20 protein-coding genes and 2 pseudogenes are annotated in these 22,700 nt (G+C 59.3%); 11 read left to right on the top strand and 11 right to left on the bottom strand.

The annotated features are described in order from the left end of the window. The first annotated feature begins 95 nt into the window (after positions 1-95). From mrdA to ACVWXC_RS03410, 5 genes are all read left to right on the top strand, one after another. The gene (mrdA, locus tag ACVWXC_RS03430) at positions 96-1,976 is read left to right on the top strand and encodes a penicillin-binding protein 2 (RefSeq protein WP_099884555.1); all 1,881 of its coding nucleotides are present in this window, start codon (positions 96-98) and stop codon (positions 1,974-1,976) included. A gap of 332 nt (positions 1,977-2,308) precedes the next feature. Next, positions 2,309-2,626 carry an HU family DNA-binding protein gene (locus ACVWXC_RS03425; RefSeq protein ID WP_011429825.1) on the top strand — a complete coding sequence of 106 codons (318 nt, stop codon included), beginning with the start codon at positions 2,309-2,311 and terminating at the stop codon, positions 2,624-2,626. Positions 2,627-2,696: 70 nt separating this feature from the next. Then, positions 2,697-3,842, top strand: coding sequence for a pyridoxal phosphate-dependent aminotransferase (locus tag ACVWXC_RS03420; RefSeq protein ID WP_011429826.1), 1,146 nt, complete (start codon positions 2,697-2,699; stop codon positions 3,840-3,842). 26 nt (positions 3,843-3,868) lie between these two features. Continuing rightward, on the top strand, positions 3,869-4,534 hold the full coding sequence (locus ACVWXC_RS03415; RefSeq protein WP_011429827.1) for an RNA polymerase sigma factor: 666 nt from the start codon (positions 3,869-3,871) through the stop codon (positions 4,532-4,534). A gap of 380 nt (positions 4,535-4,914) precedes the next feature. Next, positions 4,915-5,679 (top strand): ECF transporter S component family protein, encoded by a 765-nt coding sequence (locus ACVWXC_RS03410; RefSeq protein ID WP_240527877.1) that lies wholly within the window; start codon positions 4,915-4,917, stop codon positions 5,677-5,679. A 200-nt stretch (positions 5,680-5,879) separates the two neighbouring features. Here ACVWXC_RS03410 and ACVWXC_RS03405 read toward each other — a convergent pair whose 3' ends face one another. Next, positions 5,880-6,956 (bottom strand): ABC transporter substrate-binding protein, encoded by a 1,077-nt coding sequence (locus ACVWXC_RS03405; protein WP_099812296.1) that lies wholly within the window; start codon positions 6,954-6,956, stop codon positions 5,880-5,882. An 18-nt stretch (positions 6,957-6,974) separates the two neighbouring features. Between ACVWXC_RS03405 and nadC the strand changes: the two genes are divergently transcribed. The 3 genes from nadC (at position 6,975) to ACVWXC_RS03390 (ending at position 10,429) form a co-directional block, all read left to right on the top strand. Further along, a complete protein-coding gene (gene nadC / locus ACVWXC_RS03400; RefSeq protein WP_011429830.1) occupies positions 6,975-7,817 on the top strand; it encodes a carboxylating nicotinate-nucleotide diphosphorylase in 843 nt (280 codons plus the stop codon). 156 nt (positions 7,818-7,973) lie between these two features. After that, on the top strand, positions 7,974-8,906 hold the full coding sequence (nadA, locus tag ACVWXC_RS03395) for a quinolinate synthase NadA (RefSeq protein WP_011429831.1): 933 nt from the start codon (positions 7,974-7,976) through the stop codon (positions 8,904-8,906). A 29-nt stretch (positions 8,907-8,935) separates the two neighbouring features. Then, on the top strand, positions 8,936-10,429 hold the full coding sequence (locus ACVWXC_RS03390; RefSeq protein WP_457391122.1) for an L-aspartate oxidase: 1,494 nt from the start codon (positions 8,936-8,938) through the stop codon (positions 10,427-10,429). Here ACVWXC_RS03390 and ACVWXC_RS03385 read toward each other — a convergent pair. The 6 genes and pseudogenes from ACVWXC_RS03385 to ACVWXC_RS03360 form a co-directional block, all read right to left on the bottom strand. Continuing rightward, positions 10,426-10,692 (bottom strand): annotated as a pseudogene (locus tag ACVWXC_RS03385) (NADP-dependent phosphogluconate dehydrogenase); the annotation flags it as partial. The gene ACVWXC_RS03390 and the pseudogene ACVWXC_RS03385 overlap by 4 nt on opposite strands. Positions 10,693-10,743: 51 nt before the next feature. Beyond that, positions 10,744-11,772, bottom strand: a complete 1,029-nt coding sequence (locus ACVWXC_RS03380; RefSeq protein ID WP_414357565.1) for a formamidase — start codon at positions 11,770-11,772, stop codon at positions 10,744-10,746. A gap of 33 nt (positions 11,773-11,805) precedes the next feature. Next, positions 11,806-12,447 (bottom strand): restriction endonuclease subunit R, encoded by a 642-nt coding sequence (locus tag ACVWXC_RS03375; RefSeq protein ID WP_457391124.1) that lies wholly within the window; start codon positions 12,445-12,447, stop codon positions 11,806-11,808. A 46-nt stretch (positions 12,448-12,493) separates the two neighbouring features. Beyond that, positions 12,494-13,441, bottom strand: a complete 948-nt coding sequence (locus tag ACVWXC_RS03370) for an ABC transporter permease (RefSeq protein WP_457391126.1) — start codon at positions 13,439-13,441, stop codon at positions 12,494-12,496. A 68-nt stretch (positions 13,442-13,509) separates the two neighbouring features. Further along, positions 13,510-14,604: an ABC transporter permease gene (locus ACVWXC_RS03365; protein ID WP_457391128.1), complete on the bottom strand. Its 1,095-nt coding sequence runs from the start codon at positions 14,602-14,604 to the stop codon at positions 13,510-13,512. Continuing rightward, a complete protein-coding gene (locus tag ACVWXC_RS03360) occupies positions 14,604-15,758 on the bottom strand; it encodes a BMP family ABC transporter substrate-binding protein (RefSeq protein WP_457391130.1) in 1,155 nt (384 codons plus the stop codon). Before ACVWXC_RS03360 ends, ACVWXC_RS03365 begins: the two co-directional genes overlap by 1 nt. Before the next feature lie 271 nt (positions 15,759-16,029). On the opposite strand from ACVWXC_RS03360, the gene ACVWXC_RS03355 reads away from it, so the two are divergent. Further along, positions 16,030-17,265 (top strand): amidohydrolase family protein, encoded by a 1,236-nt coding sequence (locus tag ACVWXC_RS03355; protein WP_457391132.1) that lies wholly within the window; start codon positions 16,030-16,032, stop codon positions 17,263-17,265. On the opposite strand, the gene ACVWXC_RS03350 is transcribed toward ACVWXC_RS03355, so the two are convergent. The 4 genes and pseudogenes from ACVWXC_RS03350 to tnpA form a co-directional block, all read right to left on the bottom strand. Further along, positions 17,258-17,692 carry an allophanate hydrolase-related protein gene (locus tag ACVWXC_RS03350; protein WP_457391134.1) on the bottom strand — a complete coding sequence of 145 codons (435 nt, stop codon included), beginning with the start codon at positions 17,690-17,692 and terminating at the stop codon, positions 17,258-17,260. The genes ACVWXC_RS03355 and ACVWXC_RS03350 overlap by 8 nt on opposite strands. An 85-nt stretch (positions 17,693-17,777) precedes the next feature. Further along, the gene (gene gndA, locus ACVWXC_RS03345; protein WP_457391136.1) at positions 17,778-19,196 is read right to left on the bottom strand and encodes an NADP-dependent phosphogluconate dehydrogenase; all 1,419 of its coding nucleotides are present in this window, start codon (positions 19,194-19,196) and stop codon (positions 17,778-17,780) included. A 92-nt stretch (positions 19,197-19,288) separates the two neighbouring features. Then, complete coding sequence (locus tag ACVWXC_RS03340; RefSeq protein ID WP_457391138.1) at positions 19,289-19,786, bottom strand: pentapeptide repeat-containing protein; 498 nt, start codon at positions 19,784-19,786, stop codon at positions 19,289-19,291. 94 nt (positions 19,787-19,880) lie between these two features. After that, positions 19,881-20,275: pseudogene (gene tnpA, locus ACVWXC_RS03335) on the bottom strand (IS200/IS605 family transposase). 35 nt (positions 20,276-20,310) lie between these two features. Between tnpA and ACVWXC_RS03330 the strand changes: the two are divergent. Beyond that, positions 20,311-21,414: an RNA-guided endonuclease InsQ/TnpB family protein gene (locus ACVWXC_RS03330; protein WP_099812285.1), complete on the top strand. Its 1,104-nt coding sequence runs from the start codon at positions 20,311-20,313 to the stop codon at positions 21,412-21,414. Between the two features lie 76 nt (positions 21,415-21,490). Next, entirely contained in the window at positions 21,491-22,684 is a 1,194-nt protein-coding gene (gene larC, locus ACVWXC_RS03325) for a nickel pincer cofactor biosynthesis protein LarC (RefSeq protein WP_457391140.1), read from the top strand. Positions 22,685-22,700 lie beyond the last annotated feature (16 nt).

Here is a 22,700-nt window from a genome sequence, read left to right as displayed (position 1 = left end):
CAGCCGGGGATACTGGAGGGAGGCCGAGACGGCCCGCCCAGACGTGTGACGTTGTGCGCTGGGTGGATGAGTTGCAACTTTTGCAGCAATTCTTCATGGCCAAACTTTACCCTGTTGGCGGCCCCGCCTCATCGGCGGGACGGGATCCGAAGACCCTGTTTTCTCTCCACTCCAGGCCCCCCGACCCGCGCCGCGTCCTTCCCCCGCCGCCCAGGAGCCCTCGCTGGCTGGGATCCCCGCCAGCCAAAGCGGTGGGCCAGGGCTACCGAGCTGTTGTCTTGCTCCTGCTGGCCAGCGTGTTGCTGTTTGGAGGGCTGGGATCCCGCCTGGCCTACCTGCAACTGGTGCGCACCCAGTATTACCGCCAGTTGGCCGATACCAACCGCATTCGTCTCTTGCCCCAGCCGCCGGAACGGGGGCGCATTGTGGATCGCAACGGCGTGTTGTTGGCGGGCAGCCAGCTCTCCCACTCGGTCTTCCTGTGGCCGCTGGTGCAATCGCGGCAGGGCTGGCAGGAGACGATCCCCAAGCTGGCCCGGTCCTTGAACATGGCTCCCGAAGAGATTGCCCAAAAACTGGAGCGGGCGGGCTATCGCTCCCCGTTTCCGGTGCGCATCCTGCGCAACGCCAGCCCCCAGGTGGTCACTCAACTGGAAGAGATGAGCCGCGAGCTGCCGGGGGTGATGGTGGAGGCAGAGACGGTGCGGTTTTATCCCCATGGCGACCTGGCCGCCCACCTGCTGGGCTATACCGGCGAGATCTCGCAGGAACAACTGCGGGCCGATCCCAGCTATCGCCTGGGGGATATCGTCGGCCTGATGGGCGTGGAGGAATTGTTCGAGAGCCATCTGCGCGGCCAATGGGGCGGGCGCCAGGTGGAGGTAGACGCCATGGGAGAAGTGCTGCGGGTGCTGGGAGAGCAAGCGCCTCGACCGGGCAACACCCTGCAGCTGACTTTGGATGTACGCCTGCAGCAGGCAGCGGAGCAGGCCCTGGGCCAGCAGAAAGGAGCAGTGGTCGCCATGGATCCCCGCGACGGCTCGATCCTGGCCATGGCCAGCTATCCCACCTTTGATCCCAACCTCTTTTCCAGCCGCATCACCCAAGCCCAGTGGGAGAGCCTGCAACAGCGGGACTTCCCCTTCCTCAACCGCGCCCTGCGGCCCTATCCCCCCGCCAGCACCTACAAAATCATCACCACCGCCGCCGGGATCGAGTCGGGAGCCTTTCCCCCGGATACGGTGCTGCAGACCGGCCCCTACATCCAGGTGGGCGGGTGGAGGTTCTGGGACTGGAACCGGGCCGGTTTCGGGCGGCTGAACTACCGCCAGGCGATGGCCTACAGCAGCGACACCTTCTTCTACCAAATTGCCCTGGGCACCAAGGCCGCCCCCCTGCAAGAATGGTCGCGCCGCTTCGGGCTGGGGCAATTGACCGGGATCGGCCTCAAAGGGGAAGCTGCTGGGCTGGTGCCCGACGCCGAGTGGAAACAGCGCCACTGGCGCGAGCCCTGGTACGTGGGCGATACGGTCAACATGTCCATCGGCCAGGGATTTATCACCGCCACGCCGCTGCAGATGGCGGTGGTAACAGCAGCGGTGGCCAACGGCGGCTGGCGGGTTCGCCCCTTGCTCTCGCAGCAGGTGATCCCGGAAAGCCCCGTGCCCCTGCGGCAGAAGGTGGGTCTTTCCCCCGCCACGCTGGAGATCCTGCAGCAGGGGTTGCGGGATGTGGTGGTCTACGGCACCGGCGGCAACGCCAACCTGGGGCCGGGCTTTCCCCCCACCGCCGGCAAAACCGGCACCGCCGAGGATCCGCCGCGGCGCTCCCACGCCTGGTTTGTCGGCTATGCCCCCTACGACCGGCCCGAATTGGTAGTCGTGGTCTTTCTGGAAAACAGTGGCGGCGGGGGTGGATCCCGGGCCGCCCCGATCTTTCGCGAGGTGATGCGGGCCTACTTCCAACGTGACTCGTGAGGCCCTGGGCGCGACTTGCCCCGGCATTCGAGGGGAGTGGATATTAGGATTATCGGTTGATCTCTCTTTGTTCCCAAAAAATTCCACTCAGCCCCCCTAAAATCCCTTCTCCAACCGGCTTCTGCCCTAACTTGGCTGTAGAATATGTCAGTGATTTGGAGCCAAACTGCCACAATCCTGCCATTCGCGCCAGCGGCGCCTTGGCGCAGTGCAGGGCAAGCCCCGCTCCTAAAAACTGAGAACACTCTGGGCCGTGGTTGCTTCGCAGCACCTCGCAAGTACGCGGCCAGAGTCTGTTTTAACCCTATTGCCTAACTCACGAGGAGATCAGGATGAACAAGGCAGAGCTTGTGGATGCCGTCGCTCATCGCGCCAACGTAACCAAAAAAGAAGCTGAAGCTGTCCTGACGGCGGCGCTGGAGATCATTGTCGAAGAGGTCGCATCCCGCGATGAAAACGGTGAACCCAAAGGAAAGGTGACCCTGGTGGGCTTCGGCTCCTTTGAGGCCCGCAAGCGCAAACAACGGGAAGGTCGCAACCCGAAGACCAACGAGAAGATGGTGATCCCAGCCAGCATTGTCCCGACTTTCACTGCAGGCAAAACTTTCCGCGATGCGGTGGCAGGTGGCCACAAGTCTTCGGGAGTTTGACGGGATCCCAGCCGTTCGCGCTCCTCAGGCGGAGTTCTCTCAGCGAACCTGGGCTTTGGGATGGACAGGCGTGCAACGGCCTCAGCATGGTGGCAATCGCGCTTGGGGGGCAGCCATTGCCGGCTGCCCTGCCGAGGCTATTTTGGATTTTTCGGCCAGCCTCAACCCCCTGGGTCCGCCGCAGTCGGTTTTGCAAGCTCTGGCTCGGGCCCTGTCGGCGTCGGATCCAGTTGCGATTAGCCGCTATCCGGATCCCGACTACCGCGAGCTGCGGGCCTGTTTGGCGCAGCGCTGGGCGGTCGATCCGGAGTGGATCTTCGTGGGCAACGGGGCGGCGGAATTGCTCACCTGGGCGGCCCGCGATGCCCAGGGACGGGAGGTTTGGCTGCCCCGGCCGGCTTTTGGGGACTATGAGCGGGCCCTGCGGGCGGCGGGTGTAACCCTCAGGGGTTTGGATCTTTTGCCCTCTCAGGGATCCCCCCCCTTGGCCTTGCTGCAGAAAGAGATCCGGGCGGACAAGACAGGCCGGGTGCTCTGGCTAAACAATCCTCACAACCCGACGGGCCGGCTTTTCCTCCGGCAAGACATCTTGCCCCTTCTGCCCCAGTTCGAGCAGGTGGTGGTGGATGAGGCTTTTATGGACTTTTTGCCAGGAGACGCCCCGCAGGAGCTGCCCCCTCTGGACGCCAGCTCAGAGGTGGGAGAGCTGCCCCGCAGCCAGACTTTGATCCCTCACCTGGAGGCCCACCCCAACACCATCGTCATCCGTTCGCTGACCAAGTTCTTTACCTTGCCCGGCTTGCGCATCGGCTTTGCTGTGGGGCATCCGGATCACTGGCGGCGCTGGCGGCAGTGGCGGGATCCCTGGAGCGTCAACGGATTGGCGGCGGTGGCGGCGGCGGCGGCTCTGGCAGATGAAGACTTTCGCCGGCGCACCCTGGCCTGGCTGCCTACGGCGCGGGAGCATTTGCTGAGAGGTCTACAGGGGCTACCCGGCTGGGATCCCTGGCCCGGCCAAGCCAACTTTGTGCTGGTGCGCTGCCCTGGCTCCGCTACGCAGATTCAAGAAAAGCTGTTGCGGCAGCACCGCATCCTGGTGCGGGATTGCCTGAGCTTTCCAGAGCTGGGGGATCGCTATCTGCGCATTGGCCTAAGAACCCTGCCGGAGCAGGAGCAGTTGCTATCGGCCTGTCGAGAGATCTTGGAAAATAGCTAGAGAGCTTCTTTCTGGCGAGAGGGATTATGGTTGAGGTGGTGACTCCCCTTTGGCGGGAGTGCGAGGCCTCTATCGTGAAGGGGGTGGCCCACCACAGCGATCTGGAACTGCTGCGAGCCTTTCAACGGCAGCCGCAGGCGGCGCGCTACTTCATCGCCCTGTTTTGCCGCTACTGCGCCTGGGTGGATGGGATCCTGGCCGAGCATCTGCCCCCGGAGCAGCGGGCTGCTTGGCGAGAGGAGGTTTGGCTGCGCCTGTATGCGCGCCTTCAGCATCTCGATGTCCGCACGCTCCAGAGCGAGGGGGGCGGGGATCCGGTGCTGGCACCCTGGCTGGCGGCGCAAATCCGCGAGCTGATCTGGCCTTTTGCGGGGCGGTCTGACGGCGCTGCTGAGGGTGAGGCTGCCCCTCCTCAAACTGCGAGCGCTGGTGCAGCGAAGCCCCCTCTTTCGCCGGCATTGGCCTGTTACCTGAGCGCGGCTCTGGACAACTTGCCGGGAGATATGCGCTTTATTCTGCTGCTACGGGATCGGTTTGGTTGGTCGCCGGAGCGCATCGCTGCCCAGCTCAAAGCTGACAGGTACTACCTCGCCCCAGAGGAGGTGGATGCCATTGTTGCCTCCGCTCGCCAGCTCCTGCTTCAGCATCTGCCGGCAGATGTGCGCGCCCTCTATCTTGCGGCCAATCCCTAGAAGAAGGCCTTCGGCTTGTGGCATGGTAGTGATGGCTTGCCTTTGTCCCTGGGGTTGGCTCTGTGGTTAAGCGGTTCTCGGGTTCAGCACCGGATCGGTTCTGCTGGCTTCCTAGCTCTTAGTCTAGCGAGGGTGAGTTGCCTATGAGTTTTTCTCCACTTCCCTCAGATGCTACTCGACCCCTACCGAGGGCCCCGCAAGCCCAGCCGACTCCTCAACTGACGCTTCAGGAAGCGCTGAGCTGCTTGCATCTGGATGAGCTCAAGGAATTGGAGCGATTTCGCCTCTGGCAACGTTTGCAGCGCAGGCCATCTGTCCCCTTGCCGTGGGCAGATCCCCTTGGAAGCGATATCCCCGTGGAGCGCTCTTCACCTGTGCTGATGCAAGAAGTCGTGGAAGACTTGGAGGAGGAAGAAACGCCACGGCCGGCGGGGGTGCTCTCCCCTCTTTGGGTCTTGCTGGTGTGGGCCCTCTCCTGCGCGGGGATCGGCTTTGGGGTGCGCTGGCTGATCTGGCCGGAAGAGCTGTCGCTTCCCCAAACCGCTGTCCTGGCCCACAAGACGGAAAAAGGGATCCCTGCCCAGGTGGATTTGGCCCGGTTGCCCTTGCTTCCCCTGGAGCCGCTGCCAGGACAGGTAGGGGAAGAGTTCTATTCAGGTGGGCTGGATCCCAGTCAGTTGGCGCTAGGGTTGGCCAACACTCCCAATCTGGAGGAGCTGCGGGTCGATCCCCTTCAGGATGTCGCCAACTTGTTGGACAGCCTACAAACCAACTTGGCCGCGGCTGCACAGAAACCTGCTCCTTCCCGCCCGAAAACAGTGGAGAAAGTGGCAGCCAGCCTGGAGCGCCCCTCTCAGCCCAAAGTGGCCACTGTTTCAGAATCTTTGCTCACGGTGCCCCTGCACAGCAACGATCTCGATTCCTTGGGGCCTAACCGCGGCGAAGGAACTTTTTTGGTGCTGACCACCTACTCCGGAGAGGAAAGCTTGGCGCGAGCTCGGCAAGTTGCCAATGACGCTTTTGTAAGAGATGTGAACGGCCAGAAGTTCGTGCAGTTGGCAGCATTTGAACAACTGGAATATGCCCGCTACCACGCTGAAACTTTGAAGAACAAGGGCTTCAACGTCACCATTGCCGAGCAGTAGCTTTGGCCAGCGGTCGGCAGGATACCCGAAGGTTAGTTACAGCCATTCATTGACAAGTAGCAGTGGAGCAGTGAGATGCCTAGTCCCCCTCTCCCAAAGGGAGAGGGTCTGGGGGTGAGGGCCTTTGGCAGAGCGGAACGGTCGGCAGCACCCTCCAAACCGATGCAATCCCCTCCCCCTTCCCTTTTTTGCAACCTGACCTAGCTTTTGTAATAGGCAGTGCCTTTATTGACAAAGTCCAACGTGTAGGCGGCTTGGTAGTTAATGGTTGGCTCAAAGACACCCGCCACTGTCATGCTCTCGAAGAAGCTTTGCCAACGCTCGTGGGTCATGGCGCCAATGCCCTTTTCCAGGGCATCGCCAGACAAAATGATGCCGTACTCCTTCAGCTTCCCAAAGCTGTAGGCCAACTGCTCATCAGTCATCTCCGGGTTATCCTGCTTGATGAGGCGGTAGGCGGGGCGGGGATCCTCCAAAAAGCTGTACCAGCCCTTGATAGAAGCATCCACAAACCGCTGCACCAAGTCAGGCTTGCTTTCCACCAGTTGGCGCCGCGTCTCGATGGTGGTGGCATAGGGGTTGTAGCCGTAGTCGGCCAGGAGGAAGACCACTGGCTTAAAGCCTCCTTGTTTTTCAATGGCAAAAGGCTCAGAGGTGAGATACCCCTGCTGGGCCGAGCTGGGATCCGCCAGGAAAGGACCGGGGTTGAAGTTGTAGGGGCGGGTTTGGTCGTCAGTAAAGCCGTACTTGGCTTTCAGGAAGGGCCAGTAGGTGGTAAAGGCCCCCTTGGATACGAAAATGGGTCGGCCCTTGAGCTCCTCCAAGCGCTGGGTGCCGGGATGGGCGAGGAGAACCTGGGGGTCTTTTTGGAAAATAGCCGCCACGCAGATAAGCGGGATCCCTTCCCGCACAGCGTTGATGACCCCTGCGCTTCCCCCCATGGCAAAGTCGGCGGCTCGGCCAGCCAAAATCTGGGTGATGTTGACGCCAGGGCCACCCATTTTGATGGTGACGTCTAGCCCATACTCGCGGTAAATGCCTGTGGCCACCGCCTGATAAAAGCCGCCATGCTCGGCCTGGGCATACCAGTTGGTAGCATAGGAAACTCGCTCGAGCTTGGATCTCTGGGCCACTATCAGAGTGGGGGAAGCCCGTCGTTGAGCCTGAGCCCCTGCTGCGGCCAGCCAACTGCCTCCAAGAGCGGCAGCTCCTGCTTTGAGCAGCTGACGACGGCTGAAGGTGCCGCCCTTGGGTCTAGAGGATCCAACCGAGGCCATAGGTAACTAAAGCGAAAGATGACACAAGCATTATACATCCCGGAGGAGACCCTGTGTGCCTGGCTACAAGAAGATCTCGGCCACGGCGATCTCACCAGCGAGCTGACCCTGCCCCCCAGCGTTGAGGGGGAGGCGGTGATCCTGGCCAAGGAGCCAGGGATCCTAGCTGGCCTGGAAATTGCCAGGCGGGTTTTCCGGCTGGTGGATCCCCAGCTAGCGTTCGCCTCCCAGGTAGAGGAGGGAGCCTCTGTTGTCGCTGGCCAGGAGGTAGTCCAGATCAAGGGATCCCTGCGGGGCATTCTGGCGGCAGAACGGCTGGCGCTGAACCTTCTCCAAAGGCTTTCCGGCATTGCCACCCTCACCCGCACCTACGTAGAGGCGCTGCGGGGAACCTCAACCCAGCTTCTGGACACCCGCAAAACTACCCCCGGCTTGCGCGCCCTGGAGAAATACGCCGTGCGGGTAGGGGGCGGCAAAAACCACCGCTTTGGCCTCTTCGACGGCATCTTGATTAAGGAAAACCACATTCGCGGTGCCGGCGGCATCTTGGCAGCCGTCCAGCGGGCCAAAGCAGGTGCCCCCCACCACCTCAAGGTCGAGGTTGAGGTGCGCAACCTCCAGGAGCTGGAGGAGGCTTTGGCGGCAGGCGCCGATCTCATCCTTCTCGATAACTTCCCCTTGGAGCAGATCCGGGCTGCCGTTCAACGGGTAGGGGGGAAAGTTCCCCTAGAAGCCAGCGGCAACATGAACCTAGAGCGCGCCCGGAAAGCGGCGGAGGCAGGCGTTGACTACATCAGTGTGGGGGCCCTGACTCACTCGGCCAAGGCCCTGGATCTCTCCTTGCTCGTGGTGCGGCCCTGAGGTTTGCCCCAGGGAGCGCTGTTTCTAATGCTAGGCTAGGTAACGATCCCGCCTAAAGCAGGAAGGCCAGTTGCTGCCTGCTGGCAACTTCTCCTTAGCCCCGCACCAGTCCAGCTCTGCACCCGTGGCCGGCCCAGCCAAAACAGAAGGTTCACCATGACCCAAGAAACCCTTGTCCAGGAAATTGCTCGACTCAAGCAGGAAAGGCAGGCCGTTATCCTAGCCCACTCCTACCAACTCCCCGAGGTGCAGGAAGTGGCGGACTTTGTGGGAGACTCCCTGGGCCTGGCCCGCGAGGCCCAAAAGACAGATGCCCAGGTCATTGTCTTTGCTGGCGTCCACTTCATGGCCGAGACAGCGGCTATCCTCAACCCGGAAAAGACGGTGCTGCTGCCGGATCTGGAGGCGGGCTGCTCTCTGGCCGACAGCATCCGCCCAGAGGACGTTCTGCGCTGGAAGGAGGCCAACCCCGAGGGGCTGGTGGTGGCCTATGTCAACACGGCCGCCGAGATTAAAGCCATGGCCGATGTCTGCGTTACCAGCGCCAACGCTGTGCAGGTGGTGGCCAGCCTGCCGCCGGATCGCCCCATCTTCTTTGTGCCGGATATGTTCCTGGGGGCCTATGTAGCCCAGACAACGGGGAGGGAGCTGGATCTATTCCCCGGCGAGTGCCACGTCCATGTGGGCATTCGCGAGGAGCACCTCAAGGCAATGGCAGAGAAGCACCCGGAGGCGGAGTTCCTCATCCACCCCGAGTGCAGTTGCGGCTCCAGTTGTCTATTTCTCAAGCCGGACGCCAAGCTCCTTTCTACCGAGGGGATGGTGCGTTATGCCAGAACTTCGGCCAGCCGCGAGTTTGTGGTCGCCACCGAAGTGGGCATTCTCCACCGGCTGCAAAAAGAGGCCCCCGATAAGACCTTTATCCCCGTCAAGGCGGACGCCGTCTGCGAGTATATGAAAAAAATTACCCTGGAGAAGATCTACCGCTCCCTAGTGGAGATGCGCTACGTGATCCAGGTGCCGGAGGCGGTGGCCGAAAAAGCCCGCAAGTCCATCCTGGCCATGCTGTCAGTGCCCGCCGGAGCCTAGAGGTGGAGGGGAAGAACGGGGCGCCGCCCTTGTTAGAAACAGACCTGTTGATCCTGGGAGCAGGGGTGGCGGGGGTGTACGCAGCCCTGTGGGCCGAAGCCCAGGGGGCGACAACTCTGGTGGTAAGCAAGGATCCCCTTCCCTCTGGCTCTACCCCTTGGGCGCAGGGTGGGGTGGCTTTTCCTGTGGATGAGGCGGACGTAGAAGCCCATATCCAAGACACCTTGCAAGCGGGCCGCGGCCTGGTGGAAGAAAAGGTGGCTCGCTCCATTGTGGAGGAAGCACCCTTGCACCTGGAGAGACTTTTGCGCTGGGGCCTTCCTTTCCATCCCCAACCTGTCCGGGAAGGGGGCCACTCCCAAGCGCGGGTACGCCATCTGGGGGGGGATCGGAGCGGACTGTGGCTTCTGAGAGGTTTGCTGGCTCGCCTCAACAGGCTGCCTTTGCAGGGCTACACAGCCCTAAGCCTTTTGCTGGCGGGGGACAGGGTAGGGGGGGCCTTGCTGCTTGGCCCTGAAGGGCCGGTGGAGGTGAGGGCCGGGGCAGTTCTCCTGGCTACGGGAGGATTTGGCAGCCTTTTCCCCGTCTCGACAGCTCCCCCGGGGGCCACCGGCGACGGAATGGTGCTGGCCTGGCGGGCAGGGGCCACTCTCAGGGATCTGGAGTTTGTGCAATTTCACCCCACGGCCTTGCCCAATGGAGCGCTGGTGAGCGAGGCAGTAAGAGGAGAAGGGGCTGTTCTCCTCAACGCCTTGGGGGAGCGTTTTATGCCTCGCTATGCGGAGCTGGGAGAGCTGGCGCCGCGGGATGTGGTAGCTCGGGCCGTTTTCTGGGAGCGGCAGCAGACAGGGGGAACCTACCTGGATCTGCGGGTCGTCGAACATCTGGAGGAGCGCTTTCCCACCGTTGTTGCCTCTGCCCGCGCCTTGGGGCTGGATCCCACGAAGGATCTGCTCTCAGTTGTTCCCGCGGCTCACTACGTGATGGGTGGGATCCGAACGGACACTTTCGGCTTCACCGGCCTGCCGGGCCTTTATGCTGCTGGGGAGGTGGCTTCCACGGGCCTGCACGGGGCCAATCGCTTGGCTTCCAACAGCCTCTTGGAAGGGCTGGTCATGGGCAAGCGGGCCGCCTTGGCTGCCTTGCAAGATTTGGGAGAGGTGAGCTTTCCCCGACAGCTGCAGAGGCTACCCGTTCTGGCGACGTCTCCCGACATCCTGCCGGCTCTCAGGCATCGAGTTGGGGAAGCTTTGGGCGTTGTGCGGGAGGGAACACGGCTGCGGGCTTTTCTGACCTTTGTCAAGGCACTTCCCCTGCAGGAAAAGCCTTGGGCCACCCGGGAAGAGGCCGAGGCAGGCAGTCTGCTTTTGCTGGCCCGTCTGGTAGCTCAGGGGGCGCTGCTGCGGGAGGAAAGCCGCGGGGCCCATTTCCGCGAGGATTTTCCTCAGGAAGGGGAGCCTTTCCATACGGAGGTGCGCGGTTCAACTTTTTTCCGGAGACCTCTTGATGCTACGCATTGCTAACGGCAACAGGCATTCCACTCATGGTGAAAGACGCCCGGCCTGTCGATGCGCTCGAAGGTGTGGGCCCCGAAGAAGTCCCGCTGGGCTTGGGTGAGGTTCTGGGGCAGGTTGGCGGTACGGTAGCTGTCGTAGTAGGCCAAAGAAGCGCTGATGGCCGGGAAAGTGCTCCGCACCACTGACGCGAACGGGATTCCCAAGGCAGCCGCTGTGGACACCACCCGCCGCCAGGATCCCTGCCGTTCCTGGAGGGCCTGCTTAAACTCCTCATCTGCCCAGTCTACGCGGGTGTAGTGTTTCTAGTATCGACGAAATCTTCAAGTAGAGCCAGTATAAGCTGCCTCGGTGAGGGAGGATTCCTGGTAAAGGCGGGTGGCAGGAGGAAATCCACAGGCGCTGCCATCTTTGTGGATCACTTTCTCTTCCCAGGGCAGGCGATAGGCCCCATTCACCAAATCCTGCATGTAGGTGTAGGGGCAATCTTGGGCTCCGCCTTTGACGGCCACATAGCCACGGTGTCCGAATTGATAAATGTTGTTTTCCACACCCCAATGGATGCGAGCTTCCCGCACCAAATCTGGGCGCACTTCGCCAGTAATGATTTCATCAGGGCGATGGGATCCCATGACCAGGGGGGTGCCATCAAAGTTGCAGATCATGCCCTCCCCCATAGAATCAAACGTGCCATCCGACCCACACATACACACCGAGGCCGTCACCATCAAATTGCAAAAGGCATTGGCCTGATTGGTAATTTGCCAACTGTGGCGAATGGGGGCAGTATATCCGGCAGTGCGCAACATAATCTCGGCCCCTTTGTAGGCACACTCGCGGGCCATTTCTGGAAACATGCCATCATGACAAATGATCAGGGCAATCTTTGAGCCATTCGGGCCATCACAGACAGGGATCCCTAAATTTCCCGGCTCCCAAGGTTCGACGGGAACCCAAGGATGCAGCTTGCGATAGTACAGTTGTAGGTTCCCTCGATTGTCGAGAATAATGCCGCTGTTATAGGGATTACCCTGCGGGTTGTATTCCATGATTGAGAAGCAGCCCCAAATATCGTTCTCTCGGCAGGCGGCACTGAAGGCAGCTACCTCTGGTCCATCCAGTCGGCACATGATCTCCGGATTAGTGTCCATCGACAGGCCGTGCAGAGAGTACTCCGGAAAGACCACCAAATCCATGCTGGGCATGCTGCGGCGAGCCTTCCCCACCATACTGACTATCTTTTGGGTTTGCGCCGCCAGATCATCGGGAGTAACCACATTGGGTAGCTGCAGTTGCACCAGTCCCAATACAACACCGTTGGGAGTTTTATTCAGGCCACCGAGTCCACTCATGATCAAATCCTTTGCTGATGAAGATGGAATGGGTTAGAGAGTTAGTCGAATGGATTTAAGAACTTGTAAAAGCCGATGTATCGATTTGCTATCTAGCAATCCCAGCTTAGGTAGATAATGGTAGGTAATGGGTGAACCTTGCTGTAACAAGATAAATTGGTAGTCTTCTCCATTTGTAGCTAATCCCCAAACAAATTCTTGATTTTTTATTCCTTTGTAAGCATAGGTCAATAAGTGGGCAATGGCCAGGCTTGTAGCTACTGTTCCTCCCTTGGTTTCTATCACGAGGATCCAAAAGCTCTCTCTTGCTCCTCTTCTAATGGCGAGTAAGTCTACACGACCTTTGATGGCAACTTGGCCTTCTTCCTCCTCAACGATAATATCGGCAATATTTTCTTCTAGATTAATTTTGATGTCGCTCGATAGAAAGCCTGCCAGTTTGAGAAGTGGAGAAACAAACAGAAATTTGACTTGCCCTTCATTCAGAGTGTCATCGGCCAGATAGCTAAAATACAATTCCTGGAGTTGGGTCAGCTCCTCAATCTCCCGTTCAGTCAAAGGGGGTAAGTCCAGTTTTTCCTCGAACTCTAAAGAATCTCCCCGACACAGCCCTAAGAGCTCGTGAACCTCTCTCAGAGTCAGGGTATTGGCAGGTCGGGTTTGTACAGCGGTCATAACCAGGGATTCCTAAATCGGGTTCACTTCGACTATAGCCAGTCGGCTACTTCCCGGTGCCCAAGGCCCCAGGCATGCCTGCCAGGGTTCGCCGCGGAGAACTGGTCAGGATCATGATCCCCAAGGTCAGCACGTAGGGAGCGGCATTCCACAGGTAGTAGTTGGACTGCACACCCACCGACTGCAAGGCTGGCCCAATCGCCTGAGCTCCGCCGAACAAAAAAGCAGCCAATAAACACTGCAACGGGTTCCACTTGGCAAAGATCACCAGGGCCACGGCCATCAAGCCTTGTCCGCTGGAAATGCGTTCTGTCCAACTGCCGGGGTAGTATAGGGACAGGTAAGCTCCTCCCACGGCTGCCAAGAAGCTGCCTGCCATGATGCACAGAGCCCTTACCTTGGGCACCGAGATCCCCATGGCCCGTGCTGCATCGGGGTTGTCGCCCACAGCCCGCACGAATAGGCCCCAACGAGTGGAGCGAAAGAACCAGTGCATGACAAAGGCCAGGAGGATCCCCAGCAGCAGAAGTGGGCTCACTTTTAGGGCAGCTTGAATGGCAGGACTGCTGCTCCAATTTCCCAACTCAAAGGCAGGTAGCCGGGGGGCTGCGGGCTGAATGAAGGGTTTGCCCAGGTAAAAGGCCATTCCACTGCCAAAGATGATCATAGCAATGCCCACCGCAACATCGTTAACCCGAGGTTGTTGGGCCAAAAAGGCGTGGATCCCTCCCAAGGCTAAACCGGCAAACCCGGCCACCAATACCCCTAACCAAGGCGCGACCACACTGCCTGCCGTGTTTTGGGTGAGGAAGGAGATGGCGTAGGCGCTCATTGCCCCCATCAACAGGGATCCCTCTAGGCCGAGGTTGATTTTGCCGCTTTTTTCCGTCAGACACTCCCCCAAGCTGACGAACAAAAAAGGCGCACTTCCCCGCAAGGTTCCGGCGATCACCGCCAAGGGGATCCCCCACCATCCTAGGGCTTCTGTTTCCATCTGAGTTTTTCTCCTGACCACTGAATTGGTTACTTGACCAAATCATTGCTACTTCGGGGGCCAGTTATCTAGGCTGGTTCTGAGGGTTCTCGATCCCGAAAAAAGTCGAAGCGCCCGTAGAGGGATTCGCTGTAGAGAATCAGCAAAAAGACAATGCCCTGAAACACCAACACAGTAGCATCCGGCAAATTGTGGGAGCGCTGCAAAATGCTGCCGCTGGCCAGGATCCCTCCCAGGAGGATAGCCATCGCCACTGCTGCGGCTGGGTTTTGTCGAGCGACAAAGGCCACCAGAACGCCGCTGTAGCCATAGCCCACAGTCAAGGACTCATTGACCCGCCCGTGTACGGCAGCCACCTCTACCATGCCCGCCAAGCCGGCACAGGAGCCGGCCAGAAAGGTGATTAACAGTGTGAGTTTACCGACAGCAATCCCCACCATTCGGGCCACCTTTGGGTTACCCCCTATTATGCGCACCGAAAAACCCAACGTGGTGTGTTGAATCAACACATAGGCAACCAGGCAGGCAACGATGCCATAGACCAAGCCGAAGTGGATGCGGGTGCCCCATAGCCGACCCAACATGTTGGCCTCGTCAATGGCAAAGCTGGAGGGCTTGCTCAAGAAACTGGGATCCCGCAGCGGCCCCCCCACCCAATGGTTCATCAGGGCAATGGCAATGTAGTTCATCAACAGGCTGCTGATGGTTTCATTCACACCCCGGTAGTGGCGCAGTGCCCCCACCACCATGATCCACAGGCCACCGGCCACCATGCCCGCCAAGGCCATCAGGAAAACGACCACGGGTGGAGCCAGGGATCCCGCCCACAGCCCCATCGCCACAGCTGCCACCCCCCCCATCACCAGAGCTCCTTCATTGCCGATGATCACCAGCCCCATGCGGGCCGGCAGGATGGTACACAGGGAGGTGAGCATCAGGGGAGCCGCCCGTTGCAGAGTATTTTGCCAAGAGAACCAACTGCCGAAGGCAGCTCTGTAGATGGAGCCATAGACGGCGAAGGGATTTGCGCCGGCCATGGCACAAAACAAGCCGAAGATCAACAGCGAGGCCAACAAAGCCCCAAAGGGCAGTAGGATCGGCTCAAGGCTGGAGCGCCACCGCAGCGGAACCGAGCGGGAAACAGCAGAAGAGGTGGTAGCCATCAGCTAGAGATACTCCCGATCACGCCTTCCACCAGGTAGTCCATGGATTCCAGCTCGATTGCCCGCTGGCCGTATTCCACTCCGGCAGGGATCACCTCTTTGCCGGTATTGTCTTTGAGAGGGCCTTTGTAAATGACCAACGAGCCAGCTTGCAACTGGGCAAGGGCCGCTTCTCCAGCTTTTTTGGCCTCATCGCTGGCTGCCGGTCCCCAGGGAGAAGTTTTAATGAATTTCTCTTTGATACCCCCCCGAATGAGGTGGGGGATCCCACCGTTCATCAGGGTTTTGCCCGCCTGGATGGCTTCGGCAAGCTGGGTATAGACGGTTGTCCAGTTGTATTCAGCGCCCGTCAAATAGCCCTTGGGAGCCAGCGCCGCTTGGCTGGTGTTGTGACCACAGCTCATCAGACCTCGCCGCTCTGCTGTTTCGATAACGATTTTGGGACTGTCCACATGGCAGGTGAGCACATCGATGCCTTGGTCGGCCATGCTGTTGGCAGCTTCTGCCTCTTTGACAGGTAGAGCCCAATCTCCCGTAAAGATCACCTGAGTGGTGATGTTGGGGTTGACACTCTTGGCTCCTAAGGTAAAGCTGTTGATGTTGCGCAACACAATGGGAATGGGTTTGGCGGCGATAAACCCAAGGCGGTTGCTTTTGGTCATGGAACCGGCCAGTACCCCGTTGATGTAGTGGCCTTCATCCAAGTAGCCGAAGTAGCTACCGACGTTTTTCGGATGCACTCCCTCAATGTAAAGTCCACCGGCGTGAAAGAATTGTACCTCTGGATATTCCTTGGCTACCCGCAGGATATGGGGATCGTAGTAGCCAAAAGAAGTGGGAAAGAGTACCGTTGCCCCATCTTGCTCGATCATGGCCCGCATGGTTTCTTCCACGGCCACCGTTTCCGGCACATTTTCTTCTTCAACGGTTTTCACCCAAGGTAGGCTGGACAAGCCAACTTTTCCCTCTGCATGGGCCTGGTTCCAGCCAAAGTCATCTTTGGGGCCAACGTAAATAAAGCCGATGGTGATCTCTTTCTTGTTCTGGGCCTGGGCACGCCACAACTGTGAGGTCAAGGTGATGGCAGCGGCGGCAGCACCAGAGCGAAGGAGCTGCCTACGAGTGTACAGATGACGAAACAATGGCCGGCTCATGTTGAGAATCCTATTCGTGAATAAGCTTTCTGGAAAGACGAGACCCAGCAGACTCGGTGAGGTTCTGAACCTCTGCTGAACCCCTGGCACCAACTACTGGATTTATATAGCCTCTATCGAGAAGTTTTGGTAGTCTAAATTACGGTTTTCTCGATTCTTTGATGCTTCACTTTATGCTGGCAAAAGTCCTTCCCGCTCACCCAAAGTTCGGTTAGCCCGTTTTTGGCACTGATAACATTCTCAAGTCTGATGAGTTTTGCGAGTGGGTTTTATGGGTTTTCAATGGCAAGAGGTTGTTGTTCTGGCCGGCCCGGATCTGGTTCCCCATCGCTGCTCCCGCTTCGGGGTAGAACAAGACACCGTTACCTGCATGGAACTGGGGGATCCCATTGTTGGGTTGGAACAGAGATCCTGGGTGATTTTGCCGGCTTTCACCAACAGCCACACCCACATAGGGGATAGCTGTCTGCCGGATGGGGCGACAGGCCTGACTTTGGAAGAGGGGTTCTTCCGACCTGACGGCTACAAATATCGAGAGTTAGCCAAACAGTCGCCGCAACAGCACCTGGAACACATCGCCGCTCACCTGCGCTACATGGCGGCAACGGGCACCATCCGACACATCGATTTTCGCGAGCAGGGGGTCTACGGCTGCCAACTGTTGCGGGAAGCTGCAGCCCAAACCGGGATCCACTCAGTGATCTTGGGCCAGTTTGAGAGCCTCCCTTTCAGTGAGGAGCAATTGCGGCAAAATCGGGATCCCTTAAACCCCCAAGCCTATCAAGAATTGCAAGAGATTCTGGCAGTAGCAGATGGATTTTCCGAGAGCACCCTGAACGATTTGACGGAACCCGCCTGGCGGCAGATCCACGACCTGACCGAGAAAATAGGCAAGCTGCGGGCCATCCACTGTCTGGAAAATGAGGGGTATCGAGAGGTCAGTCTGGCCATCGCCGGACGGGGAGATTTGGAGCGTGCTCTTGATTTTTACCGTCCCCATTTGGTGATTCACGCAACGGTGGCCAACGCAGCGGAAATTCAATTGCTCTCCCGGCATCGGGTGAATGTCGTTTTGAACCCACGGGCCAATGCCAACTTGGGACTGCCTCTCCCGCCGATTGCCCGCCTGCTGGAGAGTGAGGCCAATCTCTTGCTAGGCACCGACAACGGACTTTTGAATAGCCCGAACCTTTTGGCAGAGCTGGATTTCACCTACAAAGTGGCCAAAAGCCAGTTTGGAGATGCGGTGCGCCCTGATCCAGTCGAGATTTTGAAGATGGTGACCAGCAACATCCGACATTTACGGCCTCTACTGGGATCCGATGTGTACGGCTATTTGGATGTGGGGCTGCCCGCCGATTTGGTGGTGCTGGACTTCACCCGTCCTCATTTGCGGGCCAGTCGTCATCTAATTGCGTCGATTCTCACTCGGGTTACCCCGGCAGATGTGGTGCTGACGATGCGGCAGGGCCAGGTACTGTGGCGGGATCCCCAGCGGGTCAACTGATGTCGAAGCTGCGACTGGGAAAAGCTGGTGAAATGCGATTATTCCTGTCTATTTCTGGAAGCGATGTAGGCTCGCCACCCCCCCAAGCGGTGATGTCCAATTGCCCCTCACACAGGTAGGGTTCGGCTAGGATCCCCAGCACTTCCTCCCCTTCTGCCAAAAGAATGCGGCCCACTGACAAGCCTGGCGGCTCTTGCAAAAGGAGTTGACCCAACCCATGGGCAGGGATTTCCCAAATCTCCAGAGCAATTGCAGAACCGCCCTGGCAAACCCGTACCATGCCTGGATAAAGACCGTCGATGGACCAAAGCCGATAACAAGCGGCTGTTTGGGCTTCCCGCACAAAGCGACCCCCAATTTGCAGTAGGTTCTCATTGAGGGGTAGCCCCCGCATCAGGGTGCCATTCACGGCCAATTTAATGTCCATATCAAATCAAACTCAAACAGATTCTCCTTCGCCTCCGGATCCCCGGCCGGAGAGGGATCCCAAGACCTCCTCATGCTACCCGTTGCTAACGGGAACAGGTGCTCCACTCATGGTGAAAGACGCCCGGCCTGTCGATGCGCTCAAAGGTGTGGGCGCCGAAGAAATCCCGCTGGGCCTGGGTGAGGTTCTGGGGCAGCTCGGCGGTGCGGTAGCTGTCGTAGTAGGCCAGGGAGGCGCTGATGGCCGGGATCGGGATCCCCAAGGCTGCTGCAGTGGCCACCACTCGCCGCCAGGATCCCTGCCGTTCCTGGATGGCCCGCTTAAACTCCTCATCCAAAAGGAGGTTGACTAGCTCCGGATCCCTTTGGTAGGCCGACTGGATTTTGCCCAGGAGGCGGGCGCGGATGATACAGCCCCCCTTCCAAATGCGAGGGATCTCGCTGAAGGTGTACACATAGCCGTGGGCAACGGTGGCTTGCCTGAGCAGGGCCATCCCCTGGGCATAGGAGCAGATCTTGGAACAGTAGAGGGCGGCGCGCAGATCCTGAAGGAAGCTGTCGGGATCCCCTTCCAAGGTTGTTCCTGGCCCTGGCAACTGCTGGGAGGCGGCCACCCGTTCCTCTTTCATCGACGAGAGGATGCGAGCCTGCACTGCCGCCTCAATGGTGGGCACCGGCACCCCAAGATCCAGGGCGTCCTTGACCGTCCACAGGCCCGTGCCCTTCTGCCCCGCCTTGTCCAAAATGAGATCCACCAGCGGCTTGCCCGTCTCCGGATCCAGCGTCCCCAAGATCTTGGCGGTAATCTCAATCAAAAACGACTCCAGCTCCGTCTCGTTCCAGGCCTGGAAGATCTCCTGCATCTGGGGGGCTGACAGCTTCAGCCCCCTGCGCATGAGGTCGTAGGCCTCGGCAATCAGTTGCATGTCGCCGTATTCGATGCCGTTGTGCACCATCTTCACGTAGTGCCCGCCCCCTTTGGGCCCCAGGTAGGTGACGCAGGGGCCATCCGGCTCTTGGGCGGCAATTTTGGTGAGGATGGGCTCCAGTTGCCGATAGGCTTCCAGACTGCCGCCAGGCATGAGGCTGGGGCCGTTGAGGGCGCCTTCTTCCCCGCCGCTCACCCCCATGCCGACAAAGTGGATCCCAGTAGGCTCCAGGGCCGCGGCGCGCCGGTCGGTGTCGCTGTAGAGAGAATTGCCCCCATCGATGAGGATGTCGCCCGGCTCCAGCAGCGGTTTGAGCTCGTCGATGAGAGCATCCACCGCTGGGCCTGCCTTGACCATGATCAAGATTTTACGGGGCCGCTCCATTTGTTGCACCAACTCCGGCAGGCTGTAGGCGGGGGTAATCTGCTTGCCTTGGGCCCTCCCTTGGATAAACTGCTCGGTTTTGGCGCGAGTTCGGTTGTAGACGACAACCGGAAAGCCATTGCGCTCGACGTTGAGGGCCAGGTTTTCCCCCATTACCGCTAGGCCAATGACCGCGAAGCTGGGCTTGCTCATGGTGGGGCAGGGTAACACCTCCCCCAATCTAAGGGGCGATCCGGCCAAGAGGGTTCAGGGATCCTGTTTTCTTCACCTTTTTTTGCCGGCTTTCAAGGACAGCCCAGACTCGCGCGGGTGGAAACCCCGGTTATGGGATGGGATCCCTCTGCTCGCTGGCACAGTTGCCGCAGGGCTGCCCGATCCACGTAGGCGTCGCTAAAGTCGGCGCCGGCAATCTGCGCCCCATCCCAAACGGCCCGCGCGGCGATTGCCCCCCTGAGGTTGGCCCCCCTGAGATCGGCGCCCGCTAGGTTGGCCAGATCCAGCAGGCTGTTGCTGAGATCTGCCCCCGCCAGGTTGGCTCCTGCCAGGTTGGCCTTGGTGAAGGCCACGCCGGCCAGGTTGGCCCCCTGCAAGTCGGCGCCCTGCAGGTTGGCGCTGACAAAGCTACTGCCCCGCCAGTCCTGACGCGACAGATCCTGCCCCTGCAGATCGGCGTTGTTGAAGTTGAGACGGGTCTGGCCACCCGCCGGGGATCCCCACAGGCCCCACAGCAGCAGCGTTGCCCCCAGCAGGATCCCTAGAAGGATGCAAAGTGTTGACGGCATCTGGGATCCCCCCTTTAGTACCTCAGGACGCTTCAAAGGGCTCAACTCCTTCCGCAAGTTCTTATCAGAAAATCTAGGTCTAAAACCCTGCCCTCTAGGGCAGCTTTTCTTGGTTTTGGATGTAGGCCACTAAGAGTTGCAGAGGAGCACCCCCAACACTAGAAGCCAAGTAGCTGGGACTCCACAAGGCATTCTTGCCGCAAGGTTTAGGTAGTTTAGCTTGCCCGTACTTGCGACTCGAAACTCCCTTAAGCACATTCACCATTTGAGAGATAGACCACTTGGGCGGGTAGGCAATTAGAAGGCGGACGTGGTCTGCCTCGCCGTTAAACTCCAAGACCTCAAAGTCCATCTTTCGGGCAACACTCTTAAACGCCTCCGCAATCAAGTTCAAACTCTCTTGAGTGAATATCTTTCGCCTGGATTTGTGACAAACACCAAATGGGCCTGCAGGCTAGAAACACTGTTGCGGTCTCTCCTTAATTTCATGTGCTATCTTGGAAATGCTAACTTGACTCTAGCCCATGAAAGCTCGATACAGGTATAGGTTCTACCCCACAGACCAACAGCGGCAGAAGCTTGCCAAGTTGTTTGGCTGTGTCAGGTACGTCTGGAATGAAGCCTTAGCCCACTGCCAAGCCGTTGGGAAGTATCCAGGGTACAACGCTTTGGCCAAGCGCCTAACCGAGCTCAAGCAATCGATTCCGTGGTTGGGCGAAGTTTCAAGTGTTGCTTTACAGCAATCTCTCAGACATTTGGACAAAGCTTACCAGCGTTTCTTTGCCCAGGAAGGAGGTGCGCCGCAGCTCAAAAAGAAAGCAGCCAAGCAGTCAGCAACGCTAACTAGGGGAGCTTTTTCTATCAACGGTAAGCGGGTTTACTTGGCCAAGGTGGGAGCCATTAAGCCTATTTGGAGCCGACCTTTGCCGAGTACCCCTAGTTCCGTCACTGTAATTAAAGACACTGCCGAGCGTTACTTTGTCAGCTTTGTGGTGGAGACGGAACCTGTTAGCATCCCTGCTCGCTCACCCAGTATTGGAGTGGATTTGGGGATTAAGACCTTCGCCGCCACAAGCGATGGGGCCAAGTTCCCCAGTCCCAACTATAGGCCTCTGTACAACCGTATTGCCCAGCTGCAAAAGCAGCTTGCCAGGCGGGTGAAGGGATCCCATCGGTGGGAGCGAACCCGGCTGAGGATTGCCAAGCTGCACAACCGCATTGCCGACATGCGGCTCGACTTCCTGCACAAGTTGTCAACCCAGCTCACGGTCGAAAACCAAGTCGTGTGCTTGGAAGACCTCAACGTTAGCGGGATGTTGAAAAACCGTCGGTTGTCCAAGGCGATTAGTCAGCAGGGGTGGCATACCTTTCGGGCTCTCTGTGAGGGCAAAGGTGAGAAGTACCAGAGGGAAGTGCGCCTAATCGACCGGTGGGAGGCTACAAGCCAGTACTGTTCGGCTTGTGGCTGGCACTGGGGCAAGTTGGATTTGGCTACCCGTGTGGTGGTCTGCGACGGTTGCGGGGCAGTGCATGACAGGGACGTCAACGCTGCCAACAACCTAAAGCAAGTCGGGATGGGGCATCGCCCGACTCTAAAACGGACGTGGAGACTGCGTAAGACTGGCTAGCCAGCAGCAGTTTGTGAAGCGTCAAGAATCTCTCGCCTTTAGGCGAGGGGAGTATGTCAAGTCAACATGCTTTGGTATGAAAGTAGCTTACTTTGACTGCGCAGCGGGCATTGCCGGCGACATGTGCCTGGGGGCGCTGCTGGATTGCGGGGTGCCCCTGGAGTATCTCAACCAGCAGCTCCAGGCGCTGGGCCTCGAAGGAGAATACAGCCTACAAGTATGCCGGGTGCAGCGGTGCGGCCAGCCGGCTCTGCAAGCGGTGGTGGAGGTGTTGGACGAGTCCCCGCCCGCCCGCCCCTGGAGGGAGATCCAGGCTTTGATTGCCGGATCCCGGCTGGCCCCCGCAGTCAAGGCCCGCAGCCTCAAGGTCTTTGAGAAGCTGGCCCAGGCGGAGGCAAAAGTTCATCAGGTTCCCCTGGAAAAAGTGCATTTCCACGAGGTGGGGGCGGTCGATGCCCTGGTGGATATCGTCGGCACCTGTGTTGGTCTCGATTGGCTGCAGGTGGAGCAGGTGATCTCTTCTCCCCACCCCATTGGCGGCGGCTGGGTCAGCACCGAACACGGCCAGCTAGCGGTGCCCGTGCCGGCGGTGATTGAGCTGTGGGAAATGGGGCGTGTGCCAGTGTTCAGCAACGGCGTGGAAGCCGAGCTGGTCACCCCCACCGGCGCGGCCTTGGCGGTGGCGCTGGCAGAAGCGTTTGGGCCCTGTCCGCCGCTGCGGTTGGAAAAAGTGGGGCGTGGGGCCGGCAGCCGCGAGCTGCCCATTCCCAACATCTTTCGTCTCTGGATTGGCCAGTCCCAGGGGGAAGAGCCGACCGAGATCGTCTCGGTGTTGCAAACTCAGATTGACGACCTCAACCCTCAAGTGATTGCCTATACCTGCGAGCAGTTGCTGGCCCTAGGTGCCTGGGACGTGTTTACCCAGCCCATCACCATGAAGCAAGGGCGGCCGGGAGTGTTACTGACGGTGATCTGCCCGCCGGAGCGGGTGCCGGAGTGCCAAGATCTCATCTTCCGGGAAACCACCACCCTGGGCATCCGCCACTCCCAGCAGCAGCGCACCGTCCTGGAGCGAAGGATCGAGCGGGTGGAAACCCCCTACGGCCTGGTGGACATCAAGGTGGCCTGCCGCCACGGCCACATCGTCAACGCCCAGCCGGAGTTTCGCGACTGTGTGGCCCGCGCCCAAGAGTTCCGCGTGCCGGTCCAGACGGTGTGGCTGGCAGCCCAAGCGGCCTGGCAAAAGCGGCTGCAGGGGGATCCCGCCTAAGAAGGTTGGGCCTTGG

The sequence above is a fragment of the Thermostichus sp. OS-CIW-20 genome (genome assembly GCF_054061455.1).
The sequence above is the reverse complement of the archived record's forward strand: the minus strand, read 5'-3'. Positions and strand labels throughout refer to the sequence as shown.